Consider the following 13,415-nt stretch of genomic DNA (forward strand, 5'->3'; position numbering starts at 1 on the left):
AAAACGGGTTGAGAAGTGAGCAGGTAGTTTGCTTCAAAGAGATTGCAACCGGTGACCTAAAGGATGATTGAAAAAATGAACTAACTCATGATAAAAAATTTTATTAAAACAGCGTGGCGGAACCTAAGCAGAAATAAAGCATTCTCGTTTATTAACGTTTTTGGGTTGGCTGTGGGGCTTACCTGCTGTATGCTCATCAGCGCATACCTGTATAGCGAATTGAGTTATGACACCTACCCGGTGAATGCCAAACAAATTTATCGCGTCGTACTTCGCACAATTAACGGCAATACTACCACCGAATTTCCTAATCCGGATGTTGCCGTGGGGCCTGGCATAAAAAGCGCTTTCCCGCAGGTGTTAGACTATACCCGCATGACCACTAACCCACCTGCATTTGTGAGTTACGAAACAAAAAAGTTTAAAGAAAATAGCATAATAGGCGCCGAACCAAATTTCTTCCGGATGTTCTCCATTCCATTATTAAGCGGAGATATCAAAACTGCCCTCACGGCGCCCAACTCAATAGTGATAACCAAAGCCATTGAAAAAAAGTATTTTGGCAATTCACCGGGTGTAGGTAAAGCACTTTTAATTGGCGGCGTTGTTTTTAACGTAACCGGTGTAATTGACAAAGTTCCGGATGATTCGCACTTTCATGCTGACATATTTACCAGTATGTCAACATATATTAAGCCATCGTCAAGGCAAAGCTGGAGCAACATTGGTTTTTATACATACCTGCTGCTTGATAAAAATGCTGACCCTAAACAACTGGAGGCTCGCTTACCGATACTTGTTGAAAGGAATGTGGTGCCCGAAATGCAGCACGATATGGGTATTAGCCTTGCCGAAGCAAGGAAATCGGCAAAAACATTTATTTTCTTTTTACAACCGCTTACCAGTATTCATTTACACTCTGCGGCCAGGTTTGAGTTTGAACCCAATGGCGACATTCACTATGTTTACATTTTTGGTGCTTTAGCCATATTTATATTACTGCTGGCATGCATAAATTTCACTAACCTGTCGACAGCAAGCGCCGCCAAACGCTCGAAAGAGATAGGTATCCGCAAAGTGTTAGGCTCAGCAAAAAATAGGCTTGTATCGCAGTTCCTAACCGAGTCGGTAATGCTTACGTTGCTGGCAACTGTTTTTGCGTTCGGGTTGGTTTTCCTGCTGCTTCCATATTTTAACGATGTTTCGGGCAAGCAATTCACTTTTGAATTTTTTCTTAATTATAAGTCGTTGCTTTTAGCAGTTGGTTTAGCGCTTTTTGTTGGCATAGTTGCTGGTATTTATCCCGCGTTCTTTTTATCATCTTTTAAAATAATTTCCATCCTAAAAGGTAACGGTGGCAGTATGCAGGCAAATAAAAGCAACTTGCGCAGCAGCCTGATTGTGTTCCAGTTTGCCATATCAACTGCCCTTATCATAGCAACATTTGTAGTTTACCAGCAGCTGCATTATATGCAGAACAAAAAGCTTGGCTATAATAAAGACCAGGTACTGGTGATAAATGACGGGTACGTGCTTGGTAACAATATTGCGCCGTTGAAGCAGCAGTTACTAAGTGATAACAGGGTGGTAAATGCTACTATATCTGATAATATACCGACCTACAACAATGCGGGGGGAACCGTAATTAATGTAAAGGAACTGGCCGACAAAGGCTCACGCTCCGAAATAGCTACAGGTATTTACTGGGTTGAAAATTCATATGTACCTACGATGGGAATGCAAATAGTAAAAGGGCGTAATTTCTACCCGCCATCACCGGCCGACTCCATTTCTGTTATCATAAATGAGGCAGCGGTGCGCGACTTAGGAATAGGTAATGAAGACCCTATTGGTAAAACCATTATCCGCTCGGGCCAGCGGCATTATACCGTTGTTGGTGTTATTAAAGACTTTAATACTACATCTGCAAAACAAAAAATAGCGCCGTTAATGATATTGCCAATTGGCAAACCGGCGGGTAACCTTATCGTTAGGGTAAAAACACGGGACGTGGGCAAATTGGTTACTGATATTAAAGCTCAATGGGATGCATATAGTTCGGGTGAGCCATTTAGCTATTCTTTCCTGGACGACAAGTTTGGTTCGCTATATAAAGCAGAGGAGCGCACCGGGAAAATATTTACGTCGTTTGCCATTATTGCGGTAATTATAGCGAGCCTGGGCTTGTTTGGGTTAGCCGCATTTATGATACGTCAACGGGTCAAAGAAATTGGTATCCGGAAAGTACTGGGCGCATCATCGGGCAGTATCACCTTTATGTTATCCAAAGAATTTTTGAAACTGATTGTAATTGCATCGTTTATAGCAATGCCGATAACATGGTATGCCATGAGTAAATGGTTGCAGGATTTTGCCTATCGTATGGATATTCAATGGTGGGTATTTCTGTTAGCCGGTTTTATTGCCTTACTGGTGGCGGCCATAACTATAAGTTTCCAATCCATAAAGGCATCGCTGGCAAATCCGGTGAAGAGCCTGCGTTCCGAGTGATTAGAGATCGGAGGTTAGAGATTAGTTAAAATATCTCCGGCTATGAAACATTAACTATGAACTAAAAAATGATAAAAAACTATATAAAAATAGCCTGGCGTAACCTTGTAAAAAACAAGTTTTACTCTATTATCAATATCGCAGGGCTTACTATGGGCCTGGTAATAGGTATGCTTATTTTGTTGTGGGTGCAGGATGAATTGAGCTTCGATTCTTTTCATAAAAATGGCAAAAATATCTATCGCGTAAATTCATTTTTGGGCAGCGGTACCAGCAAACGGGTTTGGGATAACACCCAGGGACCGGTTGCAACATATGCGCTGCGCGAAGTTCCGGGGGTTAAAAATGCAGTACGCATTACAAGCGGTTTCAATGGTGTGTTTACCTATAAAGATAAACTATTAAAGGAAAAGAATACGGCCTTTACCGACCCGTCGTTTTTTAAAATGTTTGATTTTAAGTTGCTGAAAGGTAACCCGGACAATCCTTTTCCAGATAACCAATCAGTTATAATTACCCAATCAACGTCTAAAAGGTATTTTGGTGATGATGACCCAGTAGGTAAAGTGCTGCAATTAGATCATAAAGACAATTTTACAGTTTGCGGAGTTATTGCTGATTTTCCGGGGAATTCGAGCATCAACTACGATATGCTTTTCCCGATGGATATTGTTGCTAAAAGTTACAACAAGAATGATTTCTGGAAATCGCTCGACAGCGATTGGGGTAATTTTGGCTTTACCACATTTTTTGATATTAAACCTGGCATGCAGTTAAAACCGATAGGCGAGAAGCTAATAAGGATACAGGCTAAAAATGCACCATGGATTAAAGTAAACGTAAAGGATAACGCCTACCAATTGCAGCCGATTTCTACTATCCACCTGTATCAAGCGGATGGTTCGGCTTCAGGCGCGCAGACGGTAAACATATTTTTGTTGGTTGCGGTATTGATATTGCTTATTGCTTGCATTAACTATGTAAATCTTTCAACCGCGCGCTCAATTATCAGGGCGAAAGAAGTAAGCATACGGAAAATAGTTGGCGCCAAAAAAATGCAGTTGTTTGGGCAGTTTATAGTTGAAACGCTCATATTTTTCGGTATCGCGTTAGTGCTGGCATTTGTGCTTATAACGCAGCTCATGCCTTCCTATAATGATATTTCGGGCAAGCAAATGCATTTTGACCTGCTGCAGGCAGGCGTGTGGAAAGTAGTGTCGGTTACAGTTTTAGGCACATTGCTGGCCTCATCAATTTATCCTGCATTATTGTTGTCGTCGTTTGAGCCCTTAAAAGCTTTAAAAGGTAAAATAAGCCTTGGTATGGGCAATGTTGCCTTTCGCAAAATATTGGTAACCACCCAGTTTGTGTTCTCGGTTACCCTGATAATTGTAACATTGGTAATAGGTAAACAACTAAAATATGTGCGGGAACAAAACCCAGGTTACGATCGGTCGCAAACATTCGCTTTCAGGCTGGGCGCGTTGCAAAACCATATTGATGCAGTTAAAGCCGAGTTAAATAAAGAGCCTGCGATAAACGGCATTGCTTTTACAGACAACACGCTTGTAGATAATGGGCATACAACAGCCGGTGTAAACTGGGATGGGAAAAATCTTAATGAAACCGTAATTGTACATCATTTGGGTGTTGACGAAAAGTTTATCCCGATGATGAAGATTAAACTGCTTGCCGGCAGCAACTTCACTGGTGTAAAAACAGACAGTGCGCATTTTATATTAAATGAAACGGCGGTTAAACTTACCGGGATTAAAAATTCTTTGGGAAAACGCTTTAAATTACAGGAGACTGAAGGGACAATAATTGGGGTGGTTAAAGATTTCAACACTGCATCCTTTAAAGAACGGATTGAGCCAACTATAATTTATTACGAGCCGAAAGGCTGGCAGGTATATGTTAAAACTACGGGTAAAAATGCCGCCAAAGCGGTTGCCGCAGCTTCAAGATTGTGGAACCAGTACAATCCTGGTTTCCCTTTTGAATATAATTTTTTAGACGACCAATATGCAAAGCTGTATAAAACAGACCAGCGTACCGGTACCTTATTCAATATCTTCTCAACCATTGCGATATTTATTTCGTGCCTTGGGCTGCTGGGCCTGGCTACCTATACCGCCCAGATAATGACCAAGGAGATAGGCATCCGCAAAGTATTGGGTGCCAGTGTAACCGGTATAGTTACGCTGATATCGAAAGACTTTTTAAAGTTGGTGGTTATTGCTATTGCAATTGGCTCGCCAATAGCGTGGTGGGCCATGAATAAATGGCTTCAAAGCTACGTTTACCGCATTGATTTATCATGGTGGATATTTTTGGCAGCCGGGGCGCTTGCTATTGGTATTGCATTAATAACCATCAGTTTTCAGTCAATAAAAGCCGCGATGGCAAACCCAGTGAAGAGCCTTAGAAGTGAGTAGGCAGTAGGCAGTAGCAGTTTACAGTCAGACGCACTATATCGATACACCACTAATGAACAAGTGAACTAATGAATATAAAATCATGATCAGAAACTATTTAAGGAGCGCGCTTCGGAATATCAAGCGGCATCCATTCATATCCTTCATCAACATATTTGGTTTAACAGTAGGGTTAACCTGCTGCCTGCTTATCCTCGCTTATATCATAAATGAGCGCAGCTATGATAAGTTTAATAAAAACTCGAATGATATCTACCGGGTTACGCGCACGTTTTACACTGCACCGGGGGTGGAGAACCTGCACCTAAGTTCGGTTGCCCCTCCGTTTGGGCCGTTGCTGCAAACAGCATTTTCTGATATTAAGAAAATCACCCGCGTGCTGCCAACTGGTACAACTGCTTTGAAATATAAAGACAAGCTTTTTAACGAGAAAGGCGCCGCTTTTGCCGACGAGAACTTTTTCACGTTTTTTAATGTGCCGATAGTTAAGGGCGACTCGAAAAGAGGACTATCCGACCCTTACAGCATAATGCTTAGTGAGGCTATGGCGAAAAAATATTTTGGCGATGAGGACCCTTTAAACAAGGGCATCAGGCTGGATAATAATGGTCATGATTTTAAGGTTACCGGGGTTTACCAGTCGTTTCCGGCAAATTCGCATATGCACCCGGAGATATTAATGTCATTCAACACATTGAAAGACAATGCTATTTATGGCGAAAAGGGGCTTCAGGGCGATTTTGGCAATAATTCATTTTATACTTTCCTGCTTTTTCCGAAGGATTACAATGTTGCCAGGGTTTCGGGACAGTTGCCCGACTTTCTTGACAAATACGTGCATTTGCAGGGTATGCCGGGCAACTTAAAAACTCACCAGGTTACCAAGCTCAGCTTGCAAAAATTGACCGATATTCACCTGAGGTCGCACCTGGATGACGAGTATGAAGAGAATGGCGATATCAATCGTGTATATATATTTTCAGCCATCGCTTTATTTATTTTGCTGATAGCCTGTATCAATTACATGAACCTGTCGACCGCGCGCTCAGTATTAAGGGCAAAAGAAATAGGCATAAGGAAAGTAATAGGCGCGGAGCGTAAAGAAATTATCACACAGTTTTTAAGCGAATCGGTGCTCATCACATTTATGGCGCTGGTGCTCGCTGCGATTTTGACGGCGATAGTCATTCCCTTCGTTAATAATATGTCGGCGCAGCACCTCTCAATCCAAGGCTTGCTGCAACGAAATGTTTTGCTGCCGATATTATTGCTTCCTTTTTTTATAGGGATCATCAGCGGCATTTACCCGGCTGTGTTTATGTCATCGTTTTTACCGGTTAAGGTGCTCAAGGGAATAGTTAAAGCGGGCGGTGACGCCTACCGACTGGGGTGGTACCACATCTGCATCGCAACTGTTTATTAAACTATCGCCAACTGCAAAGGTGGCTGGTATTGAAAAGCAGCTAAACGCTATCCTGAAGAAAAATAATCCGCCTAAGCCCGAAAACAGGGGCAGCAGCAGTGGATTTGGCTTGCAACCGTTAAGCGACCTACATTTTAATAGCAATTACGGCAATTTTGATACCGGGCATATAGCCAACAAAAATACACTGAATGGCCTTTTAATTATTGCAGGCTTTTTGTTGTTATTAGGTTGTATTAACTTTATAAACCTTACCACTGCACAGGCTAACCAACGTGCAAAGGAAATTGGTATACGTAAAACAATGGGCAGCAGCCGTGCGCAACTTGTTTTCCAGTTCTTAAGCGAAACGTTTATTGTTACACTGGTTGCCGTTGTCCTGTCGGCCGCGCTGGCCCCGGTTGTGCTGAAAATATTTTCTGACTTTATAACGACGGGTATTAAAGTTGATTACTTGCATCAGCCTGATCTTGTCGTATTTCTCTTAGTACTCGTATTAGCCGTGAGCCTGTTGTCAGGATTTTATCCGGCAATGGTACTATCGGGCTACAAACCGGTTTCAGTACTAAAAAACCAGGTAACCGGTAGCAAAAGTCGTAAAGTATGGCTGCGTAAATCGTTGTCGGTGGCGCAATTTGTAATTGCACAGTTCTTTATAATGGCAACGGTATTGGTAAGCAAGCAAATACATTATGCACTGCATAAGGACCTCGGCTTTAAAAAAGATGCGATAATCACTTTTTCCTCGCCGTATAAAAACCGTACCGATGCGCGTAACCGTGTTTTTTTTAACAAGCTAAGCGCAATGCCGCAGGTAGAAATGGTGAGCCTCGGCGGTGCGCCGCCCTCATCAGGCAGTACCCACTCTACTGAAGTTACCTACCAGGATGGTAAAAAAGAGATAAAAACCGATGTTCAGCTAAAATTCGGCGACGCTAACTACATGAAGTTGTATAAGCTAAGAATGCTTGCCGGTAGGACATTACTCACCACTGATTCTTCGACAGGTGTGGTAATAAATGAAAAATACTCGCAAATACTTGGGTTTAAAACACCAGCTGCAGCTTTGGGCGCCACGCTAAACCATTTTAATGGTGTAAAAACATTACAGGTGGTTGGCGTTGTGGCCGATTTTCATGAGAAATCGTTACATGAAGCTATTAAACCGCTTGCCATATACAAAGGCAATAACAGTTTTATGAGGGGCACGTTCCACATAGCCCTTAAGCCTGAAACTGCCGGTGGTGGCGAATGGAAAACAGCCATTGCCGGTATACAGAAAACCTGGAAAGAAATTTACCCGGACGATGATTTTGAGTATCACTTTTTTGATGAAACCATCGCCAAATTTTATGAAAGCGAGCAACATATTTCAACATTGCTGACATGGGCAACCGGGCTGTCTATATTTATCAGCTGCCTTGGCTTACTCGGCCTCGCTATTTACACCACCAATCAGCGTACAAAAGAAATAGGCGTACGAAAGGTGCTTGGCGCGTCGGTGGCTCAGGTGGTAAGGCTTCTGTCGTCTGAATTGATAATGCTTATCCTGCTGGCATTTATAATAGTAACCCCAATTGCCTGGTATGCATTAAATCAATGGATGCAAGGCTTTGCCGATCGCACCACTATAAGCTGGTGGATTTTTGCGCTAAGCGGCACAGGGATGCTGTTAGCTGCTATATTTACATCAAGTTTTCAAACAATTAAAGCGGCAATTGCAAACCCGGTAAAGAGCCTTAGAAGTGAGTAGGCAGTGGGTAGTAGCAGTTGGTAGTCAAAATCTGCGCATGTGCATCACCAATGAACTAATGAACAATTGAACTAATGAACCAATCACAATGATAAAGAACTATTTTAAAATCGCTTTCCGGAGCTTCAGGCAGCATAAATTATTTACGCTGATCAACGTTGTAGGCTTATCGATAGGTATCAGCACCGCGCTGGTGATTTACCTGATAGTAAACTACGATTATACGTTTGATAAGTTTCATAAGGACGGTGACAGGATTTACAGGGTGGTTAGCAATTATTTCATTTAATGGTTCGCCTAGGTAACAGGGCCATTGGGATTGGCGGTGCATACTGAGGCAACCGGTATAGAAGAGTCGGCGCCGTTTCGCACCACCGGGGGAAACATTTTAATACGCGACGGTAGCAAAGCGCCAGTAAAATTTAAAAATCAAGGCAATATTGTTTACGCCGAGGCGTCGTATTTTAATTTGTTTGAATACAAATGGCTGGCTGGCTCTCCAAAAACGTCGTTAACTAATGCGCACCAGGTGGTGTTAACATTAAGCCAGGCACAAAAGTATTTCCCAAACCAAAGTATCGATAAAATTGTTGGAAAACAGGTAATTTATGATGACACTGTTAAAAATACCGTAACGGGAATCGTCGCTGATATTAAGGATAACACCGATTTTACGTTTCACGACTTTATTTCGCTTGCTACGCTTCGAATAAATAAAAACGAAAACCCAGATGTTCAAAACTGGGGCAGCACATCGTCAAATTCACAATTATTCTTAAAACTTGGTAAAGGTTCGCAGCCAAAAAATATCGAGCGACAATTAAACGCTTTGCTTAAAAGGCACAACCCACCCAAGGCCGGCAATAAAGGGTTTAACCAGGTTTTTGCTTTGCAGCCGCTGGCTGATATGCATTTTAATGAAAGGTACTCTAATTTCGATATACCGGTTGTAAGCACAAAGACCTTGTATAGCTTAATGACGCTGGCTGCATTCCTGCTGTTGTTAGGCTGTATCAACTTTGTGAACCTTACTACAGCTCAAGCTTCACAAAAAGCAAAAGAGATTGGTATACGCAAAACGCTGGGCAGTACACGTGGACAGCTAATAGGCCAATTTCTTAGCGAGACTTTTTTGGTTACCTTGTTTGCCGTTATTGTGGCGGTCGCCCTATCGCCGGTTATTTTGAAATTGTTCGAAGGGTTTATCCCCCCAGGATTAAAAGTTGACTTTTTACATCATCCCGGCATCGGTCTGTTTTTATTAGCGCTAACTATTGTGGTGAGCCTTCTTTCGGGCTTTTACCCCGCGCTGGTATTGTCATCATACAAACCGGTACATGTGCTAAAAAACCAGGCTGTTGGCGGCAAGAGCAAAACCCGGAATGCCTTGCTGAGAAAATCGTTAACCGTAACCCAGTTTATGATAGCCCAGTTTTTTATAATGGCTACCATATTGGTTAGCAAACAAATTTATTACGCGCTGCATAAAGATCTCGGGTTTAAAAAAGATGCGATAATTTACGTAGATACCCCATGGAACGATAAAAAGCCGGAAAATAAAAAGGTATTTTTAGATAAAGTTCGCGCTATTCCGCAAATTGAACTTGTTGCTATGGGCGGTGATATTCCATCGTCGAACGGTTGGAACTCGAGAGATATAACCTATAAAGACGGCAAGAAAGAAGTGAAAGTTGAGTTGCAGACAAAATCTGGTGATGAAAATTACATTAAGGTTTATAAGATAAAGCTGCTTGCCGGCCGCAACATAATGCTGAGTGATTCGACTACCGGGATGCTGATTAATAAAACTTATGCGCAGATATTGGGCTTTAAAACACCAACGGATGCACTAGGCAAGTTTATCGATTTTAGCGAAAAACAAAAGATGCAGATTGTAGGCATAATAGCTGACTTTCACCAGGGCTCGCTTCACTCGGAAATTAAACCAATGGCTATTTACCCTGACAAATGGAATTTTGGTTCGTTACATATCGCCTTAAAGCCGCAGACAGCAAATAACGGTGGCGACTGGAAAAAAGGCATTGCCGCCATTGAACGGGCATGGAAAGAAATTTACCCCGACTATGATTTTGAATCTCATTTTTTTGATGAAACCATTGCCAAATTTTACGAAACTGAACAAAAAACATCCACGCTTTTAAGTTGGGCGACCGGCTTATGCATCTTTATAAGTTGCCTGGGCTTACTTGGCCTGGCTATTTATACCACCAACCAACGCACCAAAGAAATTGGCGTACGCAAAGTGCTAGGTGCTTCGGTAGCACAAATAGTAACATTGTTATCAACCGAATTGGTATGGCTTATTATACTCGCGTCAGTTTTAATAACACCGATGGCCTGGTATGCCATGAACCGATGGATGGAGGGGTTTGCAGATCGCACCACGATAAGCTGGTGGATATTCGCCCTAAGTGGAGCCGGAATGTTGCTGGCCGCAGTATTTACATCGAGCTTTCAAACAATTAAGGCGGCTGTTACAAACCCGGTGAAGAGCCTGCGTTCTGAGTGATTAGAGACTGCAGATTAGGAAAGCATGCCGGAAATGAGTGCCTTCCGCCCATGAACTATAAACTATTAACTAATAAATATGCTTAAAATTAACCTAAAGCTTGCGTTCCGGAATATATTCAGGAACAAATTGTACACAGCCATAAATATTGTTGGCCTTAGCGTTGCAAGTGCATTCTGTATTTTGGTTTACCTGTACGTTAAAAGTGAACAATCGTTCGACAGGTTTCACCATGACCAGTCGCAGCTTTTCAGGGTTGAGAAATCGGAGGCACCCGACCCTGTATTTGACAAAAAGCCGGTAAAAAGTATGTTTTCGTTTTTGATGAAAGACGAAGAACAAAAAAACATGATAGCTACACCAACGAAACTTGCTGTAGACTTTAAAAGAAATTTACCGGAAATAGATGCTGCAATTCGCCTTGGGGGTATGGGGGATGCAAACGTAAAAGTCGGTAATGTAACTTTTAAGGAAAAGGACAATGTTACTTACGCCGATGCCGACTTTTTTAAGGTGTTTAATTATCCGCTGGTAAATGGTAACTCATCTTCGGTACTTGCAACCCGCAATACGGTGGTGATAAGCCAACGGCTTGCCGAAAAATATTTTGGCGCCGCAAACCCGGTGGGTAAAACATTGCTTTTTACTGATGAGGATAAAATGCCGCCGTTTACAATCAGCGGCGTGTTTAAAAACTTCCCTGCAAACTCAAGTTTTCAGTACGATTTGATACTTCCAATGGAATCAGACCCTAACTATGCAGGCAACGTCGCCAGCGGTTTAAACTCATCAAATAAATTACTTGTTTTGAAGCTAAAGCCGGGGGTTAACAGCGCTAAATTTACTTCCAAGCTTAACCAGTATGCCAAAAGCCTTTACGAGCCATATAACGAAAAGCTAAAAACAATGATACCCGGCTATAAAGTAGCCGACCCGAACTTTATTTTACGACCGTTTGCCGACGCGCACTATAATCAAAGTGAAGGCTGGCCGCATTTTACCGACCTGAAAAATATTTACCAACTGGTGTGCCTAACTGTAGTTATATTACTGATAGCATGCTTAAACTATATTTTGCTAACGTTAACCAGTGCAGTTTCGCGGTCTCAGGATGTGGGTATTCGTAAAACAATAGGAGCGAACAGGAAGCAAATAGTATTTAAATACTATATCGAAACCCAGTTACTGGCCTTTATAGCCGTTATTGCCGGCCTGCTGCTGGCAGTAATTTGTATGCCGTTTTTCAATAGCCTTACGGGCGCGGTGCTCTCATTAGCCTCATTTTCATTTGGCACCATTACGCTAATGCTTTTTGCATTGGCTATGCTATTGGGCTTGCTTGCGGGTATTTATCCGGCCATGGCCATGTCGGGTTTAAAACCGCTGAATATTATGAAGAGCTTTTCAGCCTATAAAATTAACCCGATCCTTTCAAAAAGCCTGGTGGTTGTGCAGTTTACCATTTGCGTTATATTGGTTATTTCGGCGCTGGCCATCAATAAGCAGATGCATTTTGTAAACTCGGCCGATTTGGGCTTTGATAAAGACCTTGTGTTACGTGCCGAAAACCCGTACGGATGGCAGGAATCGGCAAAAGCGGCTGCGTTTAAAGACAAACTCTCTCATTACGCAGAAATAAACCCGGCGTTGCTGGGAATGACGGGTACGTCTTTTTCCTTCGGAATGCACAACCTGAACAATTTCATTATCAATGGTGAAAGAAACATGGTGCAGTTTTTAAATGTGGATTATAACTATTTCTCATTCAATAAGATTAAAATAATAGCAGGCCGCGACTTTTCAAGAAATATTGCTTCGGACAGTTCGAAGACAATTATTCCCGACTTGGAGAAATCGCATAAGGGTAGCCTTGCACGGCATACAGTAATTGTTAACGAAACCCTTTACAAAATGTTGGGCAAACCAGAGTTGGGCGTAATTAACCGTACAATGGGCGGCATTATAATAGGCGTTTGTAAAGATTATCATACCGACGACTTTACCAAAAAAATAGGACCGGCGTACCACACGGTTAACTATGGCAGCCTTTACAGCTACTACATAAAAGTTAAACCGGGTCAATCGATACCAAAAGTGATGGATAACATTAAATCAACCTGGAATAATCTAACTGGTAACCTGCCTTTTAGCTATACTTTTTTAGATGAAGAAGTTGCCAAAAGCTATGATGCTTATCAGCGTTGGATGACAACCATAACCACATCGTGTATACTGGCGATTATAATTGCCTGCCTGGGCTTATTTGGACTATCGGGCCTCAATACCATTAACCGCACCAAAGAAATTGGCATACGCAAAGTATTAGGTGCATCGGTAAGCAATCTTTTCCTGCTGCTTAACCGGGGGACTTTGATTATAGCTACTGGCTCATTTGTCGTAGCAGCTCCTATAGCCTGGTACCTGGTTCACCAATGGCTCGATAATTTTGCTTATCGCATAACGCCCGATTGGCGGCTGTTTATTACAGCTGGTATCATCGCCATGATAACAGCTATTATTGCGGTGAGTTACCATACCGTTAAGGCAGCTATGAGTAGCCCCGTTAATAGCCTGCGGTCGGAGTAGAATTTGTCGGTTAGAGACTAGAGACCGGAATTAGCAAACGCTAGTCCGGTCTTTGCTTTTTAACTAACCTCTGATCTCTAACCTCCCACCTGTATCAAAACCGAACACTTACTGTTACACTTACGAACATGTTCGTACACCTGTGTAATGCTTATGTTATTGATTTGTAATAAC

General features: G+C 42.2%; 7 protein-coding genes. All 7 read left to right on the plus strand.

What is annotated here, in order from left to right:
* Window positions 1-87 precede the first annotated feature (87 nt).
* Complete coding sequence (locus tag Q0R52_RS22440) at window positions 88-2,511, plus strand: ABC transporter permease (RefSeq protein WP_295798801.1); 2,424 nt, start codon at window positions 88-90, stop codon at window positions 2,509-2,511.
* A 68-nt stretch (window positions 2,512-2,579) separates the two neighbouring features.
* Complete coding sequence (locus Q0R52_RS22445; RefSeq protein WP_295798803.1) at window positions 2,580-4,949, plus strand: ABC transporter permease; 2,370 nt, start codon at window positions 2,580-2,582, stop codon at window positions 4,947-4,949.
* Between the two features lie 82 nt (window positions 4,950-5,031).
* Window positions 5,032-6,372 (plus strand): ABC transporter permease, encoded by a 1,341-nt coding sequence (locus tag Q0R52_RS22450; protein ID WP_295798805.1) that lies wholly within the window; start codon window positions 5,032-5,034, stop codon window positions 6,370-6,372.
* Complete coding sequence (locus Q0R52_RS22455) at window positions 6,320-8,125, plus strand: FtsX-like permease family protein (protein ID WP_295798807.1); 1,806 nt, start codon at window positions 6,320-6,322, stop codon at window positions 8,123-8,125. Before Q0R52_RS22450 ends, Q0R52_RS22455 begins: the two co-directional genes overlap by 53 nt.
* A gap of 88 nt (window positions 8,126-8,213) precedes the next feature.
* Complete coding sequence (locus Q0R52_RS22460; RefSeq protein ID WP_295798809.1) at window positions 8,214-8,414, plus strand: hypothetical protein; 201 nt, start codon at window positions 8,214-8,216, stop codon at window positions 8,412-8,414.
* Window positions 8,415-8,450: 36 nt separating this feature from the next.
* Window positions 8,451-10,655 carry an FtsX-like permease family protein gene (locus Q0R52_RS22465; RefSeq protein WP_295798874.1) on the plus strand — a complete coding sequence of 735 codons (2,205 nt, stop codon included), beginning with the start codon at window positions 8,451-8,453 and terminating at the stop codon, window positions 10,653-10,655.
* A 78-nt stretch (window positions 10,656-10,733) separates the two neighbouring features.
* Window positions 10,734-13,241, plus strand: a complete 2,508-nt coding sequence (locus Q0R52_RS22470; RefSeq protein ID WP_295798812.1) for an ABC transporter permease — start codon at window positions 10,734-10,736, stop codon at window positions 13,239-13,241.
* Window positions 13,242-13,415 lie beyond the last annotated feature (174 nt).

It is taken from the genome of Mucilaginibacter sp. (assembly GCF_025359345.1).
In the GTDB taxonomy this organism is placed as follows: domain Bacteria; phylum Bacteroidota; class Bacteroidia; order Sphingobacteriales; family Sphingobacteriaceae; genus Mucilaginibacter.

Excerpts from the sequence above, each read along its gene's own strand:
- Q0R52_RS22440 (WP_295798801.1), top strand. The coding sequence starts at position 88 with ATGATAAAAAATTTTATTAAAACAGCGTGGCGGAACCTAAGCAGAAAT.
- Q0R52_RS22445 (WP_295798803.1), top strand. The coding sequence starts at position 2,580 with ATGATAAAAAACTATATAAAAATAGCCTGGCGTAACCTTGTAAAAAAC.
- Q0R52_RS22450 (WP_295798805.1), top strand. The coding sequence starts at position 5,032 with ATGATCAGAAACTATTTAAGGAGCGCGCTTCGGAATATCAAGCGGCAT.
- Q0R52_RS22460 (WP_295798809.1), top strand. The coding sequence starts at position 8,214 with ATGATAAAGAACTATTTTAAAATCGCTTTCCGGAGCTTCAGGCAGCAT.
- Q0R52_RS22470 (WP_295798812.1), top strand. The coding sequence starts at position 10,734 with ATGCTTAAAATTAACCTAAAGCTTGCGTTCCGGAATATATTCAGGAAC.